This window comes from Flavobacterium rivuli WB 3.3-2 = DSM 21788 (assembly GCF_000378485.1).
Lineage (GTDB): Bacteria > Bacteroidota > Bacteroidia > Flavobacteriales > Flavobacteriaceae > Flavobacterium > Flavobacterium rivuli.
The window spans coordinates 84,581-103,352 of the sequence record NZ_KB899966.1; the positions used below are offsets into that span (position 1 = coordinate 84,581).

The window sequence follows — 18,772 nt, forward strand, 5'->3', positions numbered from 1 at the left end:
TAATACCCCTAAAATTTTTATACAAAATATTAGGGGTATTGATTTTTATTTAAGTTTATATACCTCGCTACCTGCAAGTAGCAGGCATCCAAGTCCGTAATCTTCAAAATCAGGTTCTTTAGAAACCGATAGCGGCTGACCGTCTTTAGGTTCTTTACCGGTGCCCTGTACCCATCCTAAAAATCCGTTGGGCTGTACACAATCTTTTACTATAGCATCCCAGGCTTTAAGCACTATTGGTAAATAAACTTTGCGATCTATTATACCTTTGTTTATTCCGTAAGCCATGCCATAAACAAAAAGGGCGCTGCCGGTCATTTCTTTACCCCCAAAATTAGTTGGGTCATGAAGGCTCGCATTCCATAGGCCATCGGTACGTTGTATAGCCGGCAGGGCCGATAGCAAATCTTTATAATCCTGTAGATACTCGGCATAATGCGGATCTGATTTTGGGGTGATATCAAGAGTGCGCACTAAAGCGGCAACTACCCAGCCATCGCCACGGCTCCAGTAACAATCCTGCCCATTAGGCTCTTTATACGGTGGCACAAAATCTTTGTCACGCCACCATAATTTATCTACCGGATTGTAAAGCCCGTTTACTCCCTGCTTATTTTTAGTGTAGGCGTACATTTCATAATTGCGTTCATAGTATTTAGGGTCGTTATACAACTTACCCAGTTTAGCATAAACGGGCATAGCCATTTGTAAAGCATCAATCCATGTCCAGTCATCTACTTTATCTGTAGCCATCATCCTGTCTATAGATTCTTTAATATCCTTTACTCTTTCAGGATTCTTTTTACCATCAATTTCATAAAGGTCTATATACGTTTGCCCCGCACAATGGTTATCGGCATGCCTGGTTTCTATACCGCCCCTTAAGCCCCATTTATGACTTTCGCCCCAATTTACGGCATAGTCATGATATTCTTTTTTAGGGTCTACGGCATACATTGCCATTAAGCCTTCGTAATACACAGCCCTTGTCCATAAATTGCTCGACCTTTCTTTACCACCACCAAAGGTGGGTGCGCCCGGGTCTGGCCATTTTTGCATAAAATAATTATTTGTCCTCTCCATTACTTCAAGGACATCTTTTTTAGCAGGAATTTTTTCGTTTGATGCTGTTGTACTTTTTTGAGAACCACAGGATGTTAAAAGAACACCGGCAGCGATAAAACTTAATAGAGAATTATATTTCATAGTTTGAATTAATGAGTTTGTACTCTTATTTTATTATATATTTATTTACTTTACAGCCCTTTAATTGTTGTAATCCCTTTACAACCAGTTGTGCATTAAGTTGGGCACCTGCTTTATTAGTATGTGTATGGTCTTTTGGGAAATAACTTTTAGTAGCCGCAATTCCTATTTTCTCATATTCTGCAATAACCAAATCATTTAAAGGGATGAAATATGCGTCTGTTTGCTGCGCTACATCTTTAGCCCAGGCGGCATATTTGTCTACCCCTATTTTGCCTTTTTCGTTAAAGTCAGATCGTGGTACGGGTGAACAAATAATAACCGTAGCTCCTTTAGCTTTAGCTTCGTTAGCATATTTTTTCATGTACCAACCGTAGCTGTGTACTGTCTCATTTACTTTTCTTATAGGATTAAAAATCTCGGTACTGTCATTGCCCACGCCCTGTAATGTTCCTCTTGCACGGGCGGTATCATCAAGCGGGCCGCCATCGTTATGGCCAAACTGCATCATTACATAATCATCTTTTTTTAGGGTTTCCAAAATTTTATCCCATCGCCCATCAGTAAGAAATGTCCGGCTGCTACGGCCTCCTATGGCATGGTTTTGAATATCTATCTTAGTCGTATCTATATATTTCTCCATAAAGCTGCCCCAACCCCAAAGCGAATCAGCCCCATTACCTGACCCGTTTTTAACGGTAGAATCGCCAATAATGTACAGCGTAGGTTTAGCCTTAAAAGAACTAAATGACAGACAGAATACCGATAACAATAATATTGCTGTTGTGACAAAGTGGTTTGTAATTTTCATGCGTAATTATTTCTTTTTCACAATAACAATATTAGGTACCGGTGGTTCAGGCATTTTTTCATCCATATAAAAATCAGTATGAGGTGGCTGGTTGTAGGCAACATTTTGCCAGGCTATACTCTGCCTGTATTGTGGATTGTGCATAAGAGTATAAAGCCTGTGCTCTGTAGGAATGGTTGTGGTAAAAATGCGTAATTCCTTATTATCAGTTGTTCTGTAAATTACCTCTTCGCGCCAGTCTCCAAATAAATCGGCAGATAGTACAGGATTCATTTTAGTACCGTTGTTAGATTCGCAATTATACTCTTTAGCATCAAACAGGGTATTGGTTTTATCAGCCATATAATCCCATTTATCAATAACGGTTCCGTTAAGAATTTCACTAAGCATGTCGCCATCCCAGTAAATACCAAAATTACATGCAGGTGCCGATTCAGATATTCTGTTCCCCTTACTGTCATACATTCCGCTCATACCTGCATTTATTGCCCAACATTCCGATCCCGGGTAACGGGGATCTACATTAATGGCAAGACCACGCCCGGGCCCCTGCCCTTTGTCTGCTTTAGATAGTGATGGTTTTTTCCAAAGTACCTCACCTGTGGCGCCATCCCTAAAATGCATACCTGCATCATCAAAGCGTTCCTGAATATCAAATATCTCTATTCCCGGGTGGGTAGGGTCAAGATCACCTACATGCAGTGCATCGCCGTGGCCATATCCTGTGCTGTTTAGCACTGTCCCGTTGTCATCTACCGTCATAGCGCCATATACAATTTCATCCCTGCCATCGTTGTCCACATCTGTTATAGAAAGGTTGTGGTTGCCCTGCCCCCTGTATTTTTTATTTTCTTCTGTGCTGTCGCTGTCAAAAAGCCAGCGCAGGCTTAGTTTTTTATTTTTAAAATCCCATGCGGCAATGGCAGTGCGGGTGTAATAACCCCTCGCCATAATAAGGCTGGGCGATTTACCATCTAAGTAAGCTGTTCCCGCAAGGTAGCGGTCACTGCGGTTGCCATTGCCATCTCCCCAAACCTGCTTTAACTGTTCTGTAGTTGGGTTATCTGTGTCAGGGTGGCGGGGTACTACAAATTTTACGGTATGCACTTCGGCGCCGGTTAGCCCATCAAAAACGGTTAGATATTCCGGGCCTTCTAAAATATGCCCATCGTTATTTCTAAAATCTTTAGAGGCATCGCCAATAATTTTGCCCTTGCCATCTTTAGTTCCGTCGGCAGTTTTCATGGCAATTTCTGCTTTGCCATCACCATCAAGGTCATACACTATTAATTGCGTATAATGCGCGCCTTCGCGGATATTTTTACCTAAATTAATAGTCCACATTAAAGTACCGTCTAATTTATACGCCTGAAATATGGGTTCATCTGTTGGGCCGTTGTGGCTATTATCATGTGCTTTTCCTGTCTGATGTAAAATAATTTCATATTCGCCATCACCATCAAGGTCGGCTACAGAAGCATCATTTGGCGAGTATCCCTGAGGTGTTTGCAGCGGAATGGAAATATAAACCGGCTGGTCTTGTTTTAAAATAAAAACTCCATCTGCAGGTAACTCCTTTTTACCCGAAAGTGTTTTTACAACATAGGTGTTTACCTGTTTGCTATCTGCAGCTGTATCTAAAAAGTTAGTTCCTGCTGTTAACGGCTTTTTGTTAAGCTTAACTTCTTTGTCATTGGTTACTCTGTAAAGGTTAAAAGCTGCTTTTCTGTCTTCTGTGCCTAAAAGCCGCCAACTTACAAACACGCCCTCTTTACTATTAGTAGCTACAACTCCCCTGTTTAAATATTCCATTTGCCGTTGTGCCATAAGGCTGCTGCTGCCAATAAAAAATATCGTTGTACAACAAATCAGATTACGAAAACGATTTAGAAAACAAGGTATAGTTGGTGCCATAATAAATGTTTTAGTTTGAATTAGAATAGAAATTCATGATGTGAATTTATAGCTGCCGGAACATACCAGCAGCTATAAATAATTAAACAACCCGTAATCCAATTATGGATTTATCTCAATTAAAGGGAAACCCCACGTTTCCACGGAATGAAATCGTCCTGGTTAAGTAATACTGCTTTTGGAGTAACCTCGCCACTTGCTGCCTTAATGCAATACTCCAGTATCTCTGCACCCATTTGCTGTATGCTTTTCTCTCCTTCTATTACCGGGCCACAGTCAATATCTATAATATCGCTCATGCGTTTTGTAAGGTTACTGTTTGTAGATACCTTAATTACAGGGCAAACCGGGTTTCCTGTGGGAGTACCCAACCCTGTAGTAAATAAAATAAGTGTTGCGCCACTTGCGGCTTTACCTGTAGTAGCCTCTACATCATTACCCGGCGTGCATACCAGGTTTAGCCCCGGCTTTGTTGCAGGCTCAGTATAATCAAGCACATCTACTACCGGAGATGTACCTCCCTTTTTTGCAGCACCGGCACTCTTAATAGCATCGGTTATCAGGCCGTCCTTGATATTACCGGGCGACGGGTTCATAGAAAAACTCGAACCTGCATTTGTAACAATCCTGTCGTAGCTGCGCATCAGGTGGATAAATTTTTCAGCCGTAGGTTTGTTAACAGACCTGTCTATTATTTCCTGCTCTACACCACACAGCTCAGGAAATTCTGCCAGTAAAACCTGCCCGCCGAGGCCAACAAGTAAATCGGCACAATATCCTACAGCCGGATTAGCAGATATACCGCTGAAACCATCGCTGCCACCGCATTTTACGCCAAGGCTTATTTTACTTAACGGTGCGGGTTTACGTTCAAGTTTATTTATCTGCGTTAGACCCTCAAAAGTAGACCGTATGGCTGTTGCAATGAGTTGCTCCTCACTTTGCGATTGCTGTTGTTCAAAAATATGCAGTGGTTTATCAAAGTTTGGATTATGAGCCCTTAAGTCGGCCATGAAATCATGTACCTGAAGGTTTTGGCACCCCAGGCTTAATACCGTTACCCCACCTACGTTAGGATGGTCTGCATAGGCAGCGAGCAATTTACTAAGCACCGCTGCATCCTGGCGGATGCCACCGCAGCCACCCTGATGGTTAAGGAACTTGATACCATCTACATTTTTAAATGCCCTGCTCTGGGTTACAGAAGATGGCATAAGATCTATAGTATCTAATGTTTCTCCCCTGTTATGTGCTTCAAGTAATTGATGCGTAAACTGCTTGTACTTATCTGTTACTGCGTATCCTAACTCATTGTGCATTGCTTCCCGAATGACATCGAGGTTTCTGTTTTCGCAAAAAACTGTAGGGATGAACAACCAATAGTTAGCCGTACCCACCCTGCCGTCGCTACGGCGGTAGCCATTAAATGTTTTTCCTGCAAATGCCGAAATATCGGGCGCATGCCACTCATAATCAACCTCTCTGTAACCATAAGGCTCTGCCGCGTGCTTAAGGTTTTCTGTACTCATCCTGTTACCGGCTTTTACCGGTTCCTGAATTTTACCTACAAGCACACCATACATTATCACTTCATCTGCGGGCTGCATATCCTGCATGTAAAATTTATGCTTTGCAGGTATATTTTCCTGCATTACATAATCATGCCCCTCAAAAGAAATAGTTTCCCCTTTTGTTAAATTAGATAACGCCACTATAACATTATCCTTACTATTAACTTTCAATACCTTGTGTGCCATGTATTATTTTACTTAGTTAAGCGCTGCCACAGTTTGCAAAGCGCCATTGGCAATTATATTTTTTAATTGAGTTTTTACAAAGGCTAAAAAGCCAGGTAACTGGGTAAGGTCTGTACCCCAAAAAGCCTCATTTTCAAGTACTAATTCTGGCACATGGGCGGCATCTTTTTTTTGCCATACATTATAAAAGTAGTCTGCTGCATCATCTTTAATTTCATACAGCTCGCCGTTTCTTTCGCCATAGTATTTATCGCCATCCTTTTTTACCACTTTCATATACAAAAGATAAGCGGCAAACCCCGTACCCATATATTGAGGTACCGAATTGAATTTTTTGTAATGGCTAATCAGTAACGGTACATTACGCATATTCATTTTAGAGGTATATTGCGTAGTTATACTTTGCCATTGATGGTTTATAAACGGGTTACAAAAACGCTCAAAGGTGTTTTTTACAAAAGCCGCTTTTACGTTTTCAGCAATATCATAAGGTATTGCGTCGCTTATTTGCTTCATAAGCTGTTTAGCAAATACACTAAACTGCACATCGCCCACAGCTTCCCTTGTTAAATTAAAGCCGCTTAAAAATGCTGTACCGCAATTAAAGGTATGTGTACCATTAAGTATTCTTAGCTTTAATTCTTTAAACAAAGTAATGTCCGGTTCAATTTTTACAGCATCGTCAATTTTATAAAAAGACAATACTTCTTTTACCTTATCATTACCTTCTATTGCCCACAACCTGAAGGGTTCGCTCATGGTCAATAAAGCGTCTGTATAACCTAATGAGGCTTCCAGTTCAGCTAAATCTTTACCTGAAGGTTTTCCAGGTACTATCCTGTCTACAAGAGAATTGCAAAATGTATTGTTTTTCTCTAACCAGTTAATAAAGGCACCGTCTAATTTGTTATAGTTGGCTAACTCTGTTATTATACCTTTTAATTTATCACCATTATCTGTAACCAGCTCTGTAGGTACGATCACCATACCACTATCTTCAGATCCGTTAAACGCTTTATAACGCTCGTGTAAAAATGCCAGCAACTTACCCGGGAATGACGATGGTGAGCCTTCAAGCACATTTTCTTCTACATATTGTATACCTACTTCTGTAGTGTTAGATAGCACAATGGTCATCTCGCTATTGTGTGCACATTTTAAAATCTCTGCCCAATTTGATTTTGCAGCAAGAACACGGCTAACCGATGCGTTGATGATATCTTCCTTAACTTCCTGGCCGTTCTCCAGTCCGCGAACACTTACAGTATACAAACCATCCTGCTGTGCAAACTCATCATTGCTGCCATCTGTAGATTTTACAATTACCACACGGCCGTTAAATATACCCTGTTTGTTAGCTTTATCTATAAAATAATCAGGCAATCCGCGAAGCAAAACCCCTGTGCCAAATTGTAACACCTTTTCCGGCAGGGAAAGTAATTTCTCATCCGGAATTTCGATACCCGGTTTTGCTTCAATATTTTTTAATGTGTGTTTAGATAGTTGCATATTATTTAGTTTGTTTCAGTAACCATTTTACCCATTCTTCTGCTGCTGCATAATTTTGGAATTCGGCAGGCATCTTTTTGCCGCCCACATATTCATTGTAAATCCACGGGTCTCCCAGTGCAAATACAGTACCCTTACCATATTTTGCCACAGCCATAAGGTTGTTGTCTCCGCTTTTTAAAACTGTTTTGGCAGGGCTGCTGATATTTAGCGAACTGTATTCTTTTACATATAATTTTTTAGAAGTGCCAAATATCTCATGCCCTTCCGGAGTTATTACAGCACCCTGCTCAAAGGCATCTTTTTGCACGCGGTTGTGGCTGTCTTCATTAAAATGAATACCAAATTTTTCTGATAGTTTATTAAAATTCTTTAATTCTGCATTACCGCTATCGTTGGTAAGCAATACCAGGACGCCACCTTTTTTAACCCATTCAGCAATAGATTCTGCCGCTTCTGCATCCATAAAATTTGGCTTTGCAGTTTCTTTCTCCGTATCAGGGTCTACTATAATGTATACAGAAGCATTTTTTAAATTAGCCGCTGTTGGTTTATTTTCCAGCGATGTTATTTTTGCATTCTGCTTTTTAAACATATCTCCTAATACCGAGTAGCCCCCAAAGGTAGTATCTTCCCACGTATAGTGCCAACGGATTTCTTTTCCTTCAGCATCTTTTTTCCACTCATTATTGTAATAATAATCTAACACAACAGTTTTTTCTTTACCTGCAATTTTAGACTCATTAATGTGGTTAGGAAAAAGCTGCGGTAACAAAAACATGCCGCAAACAGATGCCAGTACCTTAATTTTGTGTTGATAATTTATCATATTCTTTTATCTTTTAAATTGCTATTGTTTATTTTGAAAATTTTACGGGTGCAATGGTTATTACTCCACCTAATCCCGATGGCATTACATCCCACTTAGAAGCATCAAAACTTTCATATTTAATATTTACAAAATTTATTTCGTGGTATTTTCTCCACTCTATTTTATTTTGGTCCATATACCTTATACGGTTTGCCATTAAGTTACAAACCTCAATTTCTATAGTGTTTTCACCCTTTTTAAGATAATTGCCTATACTTAGTTTAAAAGGAATGCTCCATATAATACCCGCATCTTTACCATTCACTATAACCCTTGCACTCTCATATAATTTGTCTAAATGTAAAGTATAATCATCTGCCTTTTTGCCATTCAGCTTAAAGGTGGTAGAATATATACCTGTACCGGAGAAAGACTGTGTTGCCACATCATCCTTAAGATCTGTCCATGGCATTGTGCTTTCAATAGTACTGTCTGCGGGAATAACCGGCCCTCCATCTTTAAAGTGTAACTTCCAACTATTGCTTAACGCTATAGGCTTAAGATTTTCACCAATATAATTCCATTTTTTGCCCGATGCTTTTGAAGCATCCAGTAACTTAACAATTACAGCTTCGCCGGGTTCTAATTGCAACTTAACATTTGTAGCATTTTTTTGCGGTGTAAAATTTGCCAGGCCGGTCTTGCCTGTCTGAGGGTCAAGTAATGCTACGCTGCCCGCGATAGTATTTAATGTAACAGGTCCATCAATTATATTAGGAGTATGGTTAACTATGTAATAATACTTACCACCGTCTATTTTCCTTTTTATAAATTTTAATCCGTTATCGGTAAGTGTTTCCCTCTCTATATTTGCATACGCTAATCCCTGCGCGGGATTTTCGGCTATAATTATTTTTCCTTTACCGGTTACAGCTTCCTTAATGCCGTTACTTTTTTGCACAAAACTAACAGAAGCTATAAGTTCCTTCAGCTGTTTACGCTTAGCTTCAAGATTATTAAAACCAGGAACATCTTCCGGCAGTTGTTGTAATACAATAGTTGCACCGTTTTGTGCCAATCGTATAATATTTTGTAAAGTGGCAACAGGCATGTAAGTAGTTTTAGAAACCAGTAACACTTTATAAGCAGCCCCTTTATCGGTAATTTTAATTTCACCGTTTATAACCTTTGCCTCCGCCAGCATTTTATCTGAAGAAAAATCAAGAGAATATCCCTGGGCGTGCAGTACCGTAGCATTAGTATAAAAATCGGTTGGGCACAGCCAGTTGTCTATCTGGTGTATGCCAAAAGCCATGTCTAAACCTTTAGGGTTTGCCCAGCTGTCATAAACCGGCCAGTAAGCAAGCACTTCATTATCGGGCTCACCACTTTGCAAAACAGTTTGGCAACGCGTTATATATTCATTAAGCCCTTTTAAATGTGGCCATAAGCTATTTTGAGGCACAAAATTTACAGAGGCGTAGAACAACCAGCCGGGAAAAGGAACATTGGCAGGTGCGTAAGTAGTACCATGATAAAATACATGGTTAATTCCACTTAAAAAAACATGTTCAACCTCTGGTTTACACTGGCTCCATGACGTTTTAAAATGTTCTGTAAGCCAAGTAAATGTTTCGTTAGATGTTAGCTTTTTACCTGTAACGTGTGCCGCAGATGATGCAAACTTAAGCACATTAAGGTCGGGTTCCACGCTTTGTACATCGGCACTGTCCCTTCGTAATCCCGGAACATGAAATGTAGTACTGCCAAAAGTTTCAGATTCCGGAATATCTACCGCGGCATACAGGTCTAATAAATTGCCCGGCGAACCGTGTGCCTGATTAGTATTTATTGATTTTTTATTATGTGCCCATTCTGTAAATTTTGTAGTGAAATTTTCAAGCATCAGGGCACTCATGGTTTCCCTGTAGTCACTTTTAATCCTTGCCGCCTGCTCATCATTAGATTGTTTGGAAAGGTCTTTAATGTAGCGCCTTAAATCATAACCTCTCCTTTTCTCAAACTCATCAAAAAAATCAGGTGTCCAGTTGGCACCATAAACTTCGTAGCTGTCGTTAAAAAAAGAACGCACACCATGATTTGAATTGCCAAAGGCTTCATCAAATTTTTTAAAGTAGTTGCTTAGTGCTGTAGATGAAAAATGGTCTAACGTATAGCCTTCGCCACCAGCCGCAGCACGTTTTACCTTTTGACCTGTTTTGCACACAAACAAGGCATACAACTGCCAGTTCCCAGTAGGTGGTATCCAGTTTAAGCTACCATCCGATACTATCTTATCGGTTATTACAATTGCTTTCCCGCTATCATCATAAGCTGTTACAGCACTCAAAAAAACTTCGGGAATCCCCTTTTGCTTTTCGTCATTTATTACAATTTTGTCTTTAAATTTTTCCCCTGCTTTTATAGTATACGTTTGGATTATCATTTTTGTAGCAGCATCTTCGGTAGTTACCTGTGGGCCACCAATGGGCCAACCGGTACCTACAGAAATATCTACCCCCATATTTAAATTTTTAGAAGTAGCCACTGTATAATCAAGCATATTCATCCACTGTGGGGTAAGATAATTAATATACTTATCTTCATAACCTATTGCACCATAAATGGGTACAACCTGAGTACCGCCAAAGCCTGCGTTGTCTAATTGCTGCAACTGGTTTTTAATTCCCTGTTCATCTACCGCGCTGCCCATCCACCACCACCTTGTCCATGGTTTGGTCGTTTGGGTAATGGCAGGCCACTCTGTCTGTGCATTAACAGCGAGTGTTAAACTCAGGGCGGTAGCTACAAGTAATGTTGTTCTTAAACTCATTATATTTTATTTTCCTCTGTATGTAATACTAATTTCCGTCCGGCTTTACAGAACTTACAAAACCACTTTGTGGCCAGTAAAATTTATCTACAGGAGTAGGGTTGGCAGGATTATAATCAATTACATCTTTTCTGATAAATTTTGCCAGGGGCAAATTTTGCCTGCGTATACTGCTTACCACACAATTTGCAAGTTCGTATGCACCATAAGGGTTAAAATGGGTATTATCCTCTAACGCTTTGGCCTGATTAGGATACGTATTGGCAGGATAGTGTACAAATGCCTTTACCGATTCCTTCTCGCCCAATGCTTCATAAAATATTTTGCTCATAGCTGCCAAATCAATCAAAGCCACATTTTCTTCTTTGGCTGTCTGGCGCAATGCTTCAGGATAATCCAGTAATGTATTTTCTATATGGCCATCTGCATCAAACTTTCGACGGTTGGTAGATGTTACTAAAACAGGAATCATTTTTCTGTTCCTGGCTTCAGCTATCCATTTTTTTACGGTTTCCTTATAGGTTGTAAATGCATCAAGATGGTTAGGTCCCGGCTTTTGGTCGTTATGCGTAAATTCTATAAAAAGGTAGTCACCAGCCTTAGCAAGGCTAAATATCTTCTCAAACCTTTTTTCATTTTCGAATGCCTTAAGTGTTTCGCCACTCTCGGCATAATTGGCTACAGCCACTTTAGACGGCACTAAAAATGACGGAAACATTTGCCCCCATGACGCATAAGGGTCTTCCGGTTGGTCTACCACAGTAGAATCTCCCGCAAGAAAAATGGTTGTCGCCATTTTGTTAGGTATAATTTCTATAGCACATATTTTGGGCAACGAGTCATTAAACTCAATAGTTAATACATTATCCCAATGCAGGTAATTTTTTTCGCGTGGTTTAATTCGGACTTTACTAACTACAGCGCCATTGGCATCCCTTAATAGGCTATCCTTTACGTGTACCGTAAATGTTTTTTCGATTATCTCACCCTGTTTTGTGGTTACTTGTGGCAGCATTAGCCTGCGGCACTCGGCACGAATACTGGTGGCAGATGCCCCTTTTACATCGCCCAAAATAAGTTTAACATCATAATTACCTTCCGGCACTTTGACCGAAAAATAAAATGGCCCTTTACCGGTAATGTAATTTCCCGTTAACCCTGCTGTACCTCTGTCAACTGCTTCTACTTTAGATCCGGATACAAAACCGTAATCTGCTTGCGTAGTGTATTTAGTATCAGGCGTAATTTTAATGTATCCCTTCTGAGCCTTCCCCGTACCAAAATCAAACTTGTAAGAATTTGTCTGGGCATAAGACAGTGCAGAAAGTAAAAATGCTACCGCTATGTAAAATTGCTTTTTCATTTATAAATACATTTATTTAAAGACCTGATACTTTACGCTACTACTATTTTTTGTAATACTGGATAGCGCTGTCGTTTATTTTAATAGCGCTATTATTTGCCAGCGTTATTATCTCTGCCCCTGCCATTAATACCGGGCCATAACCGTGCGCTGCATAATTGTTAACCGGGCGGTAGTAATAATAAGCAGGGTCAAAACCCATACCCGTACCTACGCAGGTACCTTCTACTTCGCCTTTTGCATTAACTTTTGTGCTAACGGCATTCCACGCTAAAACAGCCATAGGGCTATAAGCCTGTGCATCGAGCCAGCCATTATTAATTCCGTGTGCTATACAATAGGCATATATAGCAGTTGCCGAAGTTTCCAGATAAGAGTCCTGCCTGTCCAGCAACTGATGCCAAAACCCGGTACCCGACTGGTAAGCCGCAAGCCCTTTTACATGTGCCTGAAACTGTGCCAGTACAAATGGCCTGTCAGGATGGTTTGCAGGCAGTACATCAAGAAGTTCTACAGCTGTTAGCAGTGCCCAGCCATTTGCCCTTCCCCAATGAAACTGCGGGTGCGGTTCCATCCCCTCAATCCAACCATGCATATAAATGCCTTTTTGGGTATTAAACATGCGGGGAACAAACTGTTTAAACTGTTTTACAGCATCATTAAGGTAAGCTTCCTTACCTGTAAGCATACTTAATTGTGCCAGTGCCGGTATGCCCATATACATATCATCCAGCCATAGTGCTTTATCTAAAGGGCGTATCCTTGACAATGTGCCATCGCTAAGGCGGTGTTCTTTATTTGTAATAAAATCGGCAAAAACATCTAAGGTTGGTTTCAATCCTGCCTCATCTGCATTGCTTGTTTTAATGGCTTTTATCATTGCGGTACATATAGCCCCACAATCATCCAGCGCTTTTGGCTCTAAACAATGCCTAAAGGGATAATCTTTACCGGTTAAACTTCCGTTATCTACGGATTTTTTTATGACCGGCAACCACGTACCTAAAAAGCTAAATCGTTTGCGAACATAGTCTGAATAACGCTTGTCTCCTGTGCTTTTAGCAACAGACAGCATAGCCCCGTAAGTAACTCCCCACTCATAGCTCGTTAAGCGGTAAGTACCTTGTTTTACAGTAACGGTATTGTCTATTTTTTTTGTGTTTGTATATACAGTGCCCTCTTTTTTAAGAATCATTTCTGCAGGAGTACCCTCATCAAGATAAGTAAAAATACGGTCCAGGATTACCTTTACGTCCTGCACTTTAGGAGGTGTATAAGGCATAGGATAATCCGGTTTTAACAAATGTAGCGGTGTAGTAACATCGTTACCGTTTTTCTCTGTGTATTGTGCCGATGCCTGTAAGGTAAAAGCACACAATAATGGTAATATATAGTATTTTTTTTGCATAATATATTAATGTGTAACCATTAGTTAATGACTTGTTCTATAGTAAATAAGATTAATCTGTAAGTATGTTTTCCTTAGGCATTACAAACTGAGTGTTTTTAGAGTCGCCTTCGGGTGTGCCAAAATAAAAGTACAGTGTCCTCTTTTTTGTTCCCTGCAGTTTATTAGGCTCTCCGAGCGGGCCAAGAGAGGCTGTATCGTTATTAAGGTTAAATGCCAGCTTGCCGCCTATTGGAGGGATGCATTCTAAAAATGAAATATCCCCTTTGGGCAATACCGGTTGCGGTACCGGCCCCGATAAGCCATAAAAATCGAACAGGCGCACGAAGAGGTTTTCCTGCTCTGTGCCTACCAACAATTTGCCTTCAGCAGTGTCAAGTTCTATCCAGGATACATCGGCATAATATCCCTTAAATTCAGGATATCCCCATGAGTAACCCGTTTGTATTGTATTAATTATATTGCCCCATACATTATGGGTTACGCCTTCCATACGGTTTTTCCAAACTCTGTACGGGCCTTTGCCCAGCCATTTTGCCGAGAACACATTATTTTCCGGATAACTAAAACTCACACCGGAAAACGTAAAGTCTCCATCTGCCTGAAATTCGTAAGATACTTCCAGCCACCCGTTAGGCCTAAGCTTCCAAAGCACTTTTTTCATATCTCCGGAATAGTTACATTCCACTACCTGTGCATTACCCTCTTTATATGCTTTAATATTTTGTAGCGCGCCCGAACCCGAAACTAATACTGGACCATTTGCAAACGACATTTTTTTACCTTTCTCTGACATTACAGATGCCAGCAATCCGTCTTTTTTATTAATAGTTATCACTTTAGTATTAGCGTTAAGCTCTATAACAGCATCAGTTTCATTCACAGTAACCTCTGCTGCTTTTTCGGGAGTTTTTAGTAATGCATCAGCAACCTGCTTATTAGATTTTATTTTCCAGGTCCATGTGTACAACTCTTTACCAAAGGCATCTGTAACACGAAGCTGTAAAGCATCATTATCTTTCCAGTTTTTAGGAAGATCTATTTTTAAATCTCCCTTTAGCGTTGGTTTAATATTAGGCGATTTTGCTGTACCGCCTGTAACTACTGTATAACCTAAAATGCTCTCGCCCGGTTTAGGAAATGTAACCAGTTCCCAGTTAAAAACACATTGGTTTGTGTTTGTAAAATGGTAACGGTTTTCTACGGGTATTGTGCCCGTAAAATTATCAGGAAGGGTTTTAAGGCTTATTTTAACCGGACTGTATATTTCTTTTATAGCATTATAACTGCCTTCCTTTTCGCGGTGTGGCCCTAATATACCATCAGGAGCGTTAATACCATCAGTATCTATACGGTTGTTATAATCTGTGCGCACAAGTCCTTCATCAAGCAGTGCCCATATAAAGCCACCCGCACCCTTTTTAGAATTCCAGTGAAGTTCCCAAAAGTCAGACAGGGAAGCCGCCCCGCCACCATCATCCTGGGCGTGTAAAAACTCGGTAACCATATAAATATTTTCGCCCTCAAGAATTTTTTTACTGCTGTAATAGTTTTCATAGTGGTTACAGTCTATACCCCTAAAATCATTACCGGGTTTATGGTGGGCATGAATTACAGGACGCGCAGAGAGATCGTATTTAGAATACTCATCATCAAGATCAAAGTTATGGCCTCCTTCGTTACCATTGCTCCAAATAATGATTGATGGATGGTTGCTGTCGCGAATAACCATTTCCTTTACTAAAGGTTTTCCGGCTTTAGTACTATACGCTTTTTGCCATCCGGCAAGCTCATCTAAAACATACAACCCCAGCGAATCGCAATACTGTAAAAATGCTTTGTCTGGAGGATAATGCGAGCATCTTACGGCATTCATGTTCATGCCCTTAATGATCTCAACGTCCATCAAATCTATTTTAGGGTTGATGGTCCTCCCTGTTTCCGGCCACCACACATGGCGGTTAACGCCTTTCATTTTTACCTTGGTACCATTAACATAGATACCATCGCCTTTACGAACTTCTATAGTCCTGAAACCAAAGCGGTCTTTAGTTTTATATGCAACCTGAGTTCCCTTCTTCAGCGTATAATAAACTGTATACAGGTTGGGAGTTTCGGCAGTCCACAACAATGGCTTCTTTACATCAACACTTACTTTACTAAGGGTATCGCCCGCTTTTACTGCAACTGTAGCAGAACCAACTATTTTATCATCTTTATCTTTTAATTCAACCAATAATTCAGATTGCTGTTTAATGCCTTCCAAATAAACATTGCTTTTAAAGTTACCATTGGCTTTAGCATCTATAGCCATCCAGGTAATATGGTCCTGTGGTGTAGCCTCAAGGTACACAGGCCTGAAAATCCCGCCAAATATCCAGTAATCTGCCAATCGCTCTGCATTGTTTACAGAAGCATCTGCCGACATTTTAGAAACGGTAACTTCGAGCTTATTTTCTTTACCAAACTGAATTTTATTTGTAATATCATATTTAAACCTATAAAAAGATCCCTGGTGTACAGCGCCTGCCAACTGGCCGTTTACCTTAACCTCGGTATCTGTCATAGAGCCTTCAAATACAATGGTTATTTTTTTCCCTTTCCATGACTCAGGTATTGTAAAAGTGTGTCGGTAAATACCTTTTTCATCATGAAATGTAAAGTTCTTTCCGTGTGTTACATAATCTCTCCCGTAATTGTAAGCACCAAATCCCTGTTGCTCCCAGTGGCTTGGTACCTGTATAGTAGACCATTTTCCTGCTTTTCTCCCGCCAGTTACCCAAAAATCCCAGGCAACAGTATTTTCATTATCAGTCCCGGAAAGATATTGTATCTGTTTAGTTTGTCCGTGAACAGATAAGCTAAGGGTAATAATAAAAATAAGAAGCAAAAAATTACGCATACAATTGAAGCTTTATAAAAAAAAATAAATTTAAAATGCTAATCTAATACCTTTAAAGTAAAGAAGTGTCATGACCTATCCTGTATAATAGCCCATGACACTTAATATTATTCCTATAAATTTAATTTCCGGTTAAGATATATGCTGCACGCAGTATAAATTAAAAAGTTACTTTTTTAATTTCCAAACTAATACTCCCGCCGTAGCAATAGTTTTTTTGCCAACTAAAATTTCGGCATCTTTAGGCAGGTTCATTTCATAAGGCTTATCAGAATAATTCATGGCAATACCAAAACCGTCACGATATTCTACAGTTACACCCACAGGGTAGTTTTCTATAGCAATACCCAGCTTTTTATAAAGTTTTGTAAGCACCGCCTGCTCTAAATTTCCGGTGTTACTGTCTGCACCAACATAAGTTACAGTTCCTTTTCCTAATTTAGTAAAGGTAACGGCTGCCTTACCTGCATAAAAATCTCCCGCATAGGTGCCCCAGGTTTCGGTTGCTCCTGTTGGCTTAAGAACATCTCCCCAACTGGTCCATGAAAAACTCTTGTTTTCCAAAACCACATTGTCAGGAGCATGAGGTTTAAGTAAATCATAAAATTCAATTTCGGCACCAATAAGTGGGTATATGGGCGCTGCATGGCGTGTCTGCCACAGGTGGCCCTGCTCATCCTGGTGGCCTGTCCTGCTGCTAAGTACAAGGTTGCCCCCTGCTTTGGCATAGCTGGTTAATTTGGCAATAAGCTTTTGGCTCATTTGCTGGTATGCAGGAACTACAATTACCGGATATTGTGAAAAATTGGCACTATCGCGAATAAAATCAACAGGAGCACCAAAACCTTTAAGGGGTTTATAATATTTTAATACATGTGCTTCGGTATTCCAAAGTGTGGTTTGTTTATTCTGGTTAATAGCTACGGTATTATCCGGATCATACAAAATAGCTGTTTTGCGTTTTGTGTAGTCGGTTGGTGCTTTACCAGTCCCAATATTTTTCCGTAACACCTTAACATCTTTAATAAACTGCTCAAACTCTAACCCTCCAGATGTGGGCGTAACACCATCTGTACCTAAAATACCTGCATGGTACTGCTCAAAACCATAAATAGGCGCACGAAAACGGTAGGTACACGTAAATTTACTACCACCTGCAAACACATGCCATAGCCACAGGTTTACTGCACCAGGAAGTGGCTGAGAATTAATTGTTCCCCAGTTTACCTGCCCCGGTTGTAGTTCCATTACCCCATAAAGTGGCGATAATGGCCTAAAATAATCATTTGCCATGGCTATACGCGAGTAATCGCCTACACGATAACCTTTTAAGCCGGTACCATCATGCTCGCCGTATACCATATAACGCGTATAAGTAATAAAATCAAGTTCTTTACTATTGCCTATGTAACGCGACTGATAATTAGGTATATAGTTAGATGTTATCCATTGTTTAGGATCGGTATTTTTTTTAAGCGTTTTTGCCTGCAGGTCTAAAAAATTAGCCGTTTCGTAATCACAAAATCGGCTGTGGTCCAGGCACTGGTATAAATTCATACCCCACTGGCTGTGCTGCGGTATATTTATCTGGTTAAAATCGGTATATGTACCGCTCCAAAAATTTGTGCCCCACGCTTTATTAAGTGCATCAACTGTTTTATATCTTTCTCTTAGCCAAACACGAAAACGCTTTTGGGCATCATCGCCATAATCAACGTTAGATCCCGGTTCGTTATCAAGCTGCCAGCCCATAATACGGCTGTCTTTGCCATAATGTTTTGCCAGTTCGGCAATCATTTTCATAGAATAGGTACGATAAAATTCACTCGAAAAAGAAGCATGCTGCCTTGATCCATGGTCTTCATACGTGCCATCTTCCCTCTTTTTTAATATTTCAGGATGCTTACGGCTTAACCATACGGGTGGTGTCGCAGTAGAGGTACACATAATTACCTTAAGCTTGTACTTAGCGGCAAGTGCAACCGCACGGTCCAGCCATGCAAAATCGTAGCGGCCTTCTTCGGGTTCCAGTTGTGCCCAGGCAAATTCGGCAAAGTGGGTAAATTCAAAACCCATATCGGCCATTTTTTTTAAATCACGATCCCATTGCGATTCATCCCAATGTTCAGGGTAATAATATGCCCCAACCGTGGTAAGGTCTTTATCAGGAAAAAATGGTGCCTGCTTATTTTGAGCCGTTGCACTTAACATAATTCCTGCTAAGAATGCGGCACTAAGTATTTTTTTTATCATGGTAT

11 protein-coding genes are annotated in these 18,772 nt (G+C 40.3%); all 11 read right to left on the minus strand.

Annotated elements, in window-relative coordinates:
• Positions 1-45: 45 nt before the first annotated feature.
• The 11 genes from F565_RS0100410 to F565_RS0100460 all read right to left on the minus strand — a co-directional run bounded on the left by F565_RS0100410 (position 46) and on the right by F565_RS0100460 (position 18,767).
• A complete protein-coding gene (locus F565_RS0100410) occupies positions 46-1,206 on the minus strand; it encodes a glycoside hydrolase family 88/105 protein (protein ID WP_020211203.1) in 1,161 nt (386 codons plus the stop codon).
• A gap of 25 nt (positions 1,207-1,231) precedes the next feature.
• Positions 1,232-2,017 (minus strand): rhamnogalacturonan acetylesterase, encoded by a 786-nt coding sequence (locus F565_RS0100415; RefSeq protein WP_020211204.1) that lies wholly within the window; start codon positions 2,015-2,017, stop codon positions 1,232-1,234.
• Between the two features lie 6 nt (positions 2,018-2,023).
• Complete coding sequence (locus F565_RS0100420; RefSeq protein ID WP_020211205.1) at positions 2,024-3,829, minus strand: rhamnogalacturonan lyase; 1,806 nt, start codon at positions 3,827-3,829, stop codon at positions 2,024-2,026.
• A gap of 221 nt (positions 3,830-4,050) precedes the next feature.
• On the minus strand, positions 4,051-5,688 hold the full coding sequence (locus tag F565_RS0100425; RefSeq protein WP_020211206.1) for a UxaA family hydrolase: 1,638 nt from the start codon (positions 5,686-5,688) through the stop codon (positions 4,051-4,053).
• Between the two features lie 12 nt (positions 5,689-5,700).
• Positions 5,701-7,197: a tagaturonate reductase gene (locus F565_RS0100430; protein ID WP_020211207.1), complete on the minus strand. Its 1,497-nt coding sequence runs from the start codon at positions 7,195-7,197 to the stop codon at positions 5,701-5,703.
• Between the two features lies 1 nt (position 7,198).
• Positions 7,199-8,026, minus strand: coding sequence for a DUF4350 domain-containing protein (locus tag F565_RS0100435; protein WP_020211208.1), 828 nt, complete (start codon positions 8,024-8,026; stop codon positions 7,199-7,201).
• A 28-nt stretch (positions 8,027-8,054) separates the two neighbouring features.
• Positions 8,055-10,841 (minus strand): glycosyl hydrolase, encoded by a 2,787-nt coding sequence (locus F565_RS0100440; RefSeq protein ID WP_020211209.1) that lies wholly within the window; start codon positions 10,839-10,841, stop codon positions 8,055-8,057.
• Between the two features lie 28 nt (positions 10,842-10,869).
• Positions 10,870-12,204, minus strand: a complete 1,335-nt coding sequence (locus F565_RS0100445; RefSeq protein WP_020211210.1) for a rhamnogalacturonan acetylesterase — start codon at positions 12,202-12,204, stop codon at positions 10,870-10,872.
• 43 nt (positions 12,205-12,247) lie between these two features.
• Positions 12,248-13,612, minus strand: a complete 1,365-nt coding sequence (locus tag F565_RS0100450; RefSeq protein ID WP_020211211.1) for a glycoside hydrolase family 88/105 protein — start codon at positions 13,610-13,612, stop codon at positions 12,248-12,250.
• Between the two features lie 52 nt (positions 13,613-13,664).
• Positions 13,665-16,514, minus strand: a complete 2,850-nt coding sequence (locus tag F565_RS0100455) for a glycoside hydrolase family 2 protein (protein WP_020211212.1) — start codon at positions 16,512-16,514, stop codon at positions 13,665-13,667.
• Positions 16,515-16,682: 168 nt separating this feature from the next.
• Positions 16,683-18,767 (minus strand): beta-galactosidase, encoded by a 2,085-nt coding sequence (locus F565_RS0100460; RefSeq protein ID WP_020211213.1) that lies wholly within the window; start codon positions 18,765-18,767, stop codon positions 16,683-16,685.
• Between the last annotated feature and the right edge of the window lie 5 nt (positions 18,768-18,772).

Bases quoted from the DNA above. Each gene is read 5' to 3' on its own strand.
- F565_RS0100410 (WP_020211203.1), bottom strand. From the start codon at position 1,206: ATGAAATATAATTCTCTATTAAGTTTTATCGCTGCCGGTGTTCTTTTA.
- F565_RS0100415 (WP_020211204.1), bottom strand. From the start codon at position 2,017: ATGAAAATTACAAACCACTTTGTCACAACAGCAATATTATTGTTATCG.
- F565_RS0100420 (WP_020211205.1), bottom strand. From the start codon at position 3,829: ATGGAATATTTAAACAGGGGAGTTGTAGCTACTAATAGTAAAGAGGGC.
- F565_RS0100425 (WP_020211206.1), bottom strand. From the start codon at position 5,688: ATGGCACACAAGGTATTGAAAGTTAATAGTAAGGATAATGTTATAGTG.
- F565_RS0100430 (WP_020211207.1), bottom strand. From the start codon at position 7,197: ATGCAACTATCTAAACACACATTAAAAAATATTGAAGCAAAACCGGGT.
- F565_RS0100435 (WP_020211208.1), bottom strand. From the start codon at position 8,026: ATGATAAATTATCAACACAAAATTAAGGTACTGGCATCTGTTTGCGGC.
- F565_RS0100440 (WP_020211209.1), bottom strand. From the start codon at position 10,841: ATGAGTTTAAGAACAACATTACTTGTAGCTACCGCCCTGAGTTTAACA.
- F565_RS0100445 (WP_020211210.1), bottom strand. From the start codon at position 12,204: ATGAAAAAGCAATTTTACATAGCGGTAGCATTTTTACTTTCTGCACTG.
- F565_RS0100450 (WP_020211211.1), bottom strand. From the start codon at position 13,612: ATGCAAAAAAAATACTATATATTACCATTATTGTGTGCTTTTACCTTA.
- F565_RS0100455 (WP_020211212.1), bottom strand. From the start codon at position 16,514: ATGCGTAATTTTTTGCTTCTTATTTTTATTATTACCCTTAGCTTATCT.
- F565_RS0100460 (WP_020211213.1), bottom strand. From the start codon at position 18,767: ATGATAAAAAAAATACTTAGTGCCGCATTCTTAGCAGGAATTATGTTA.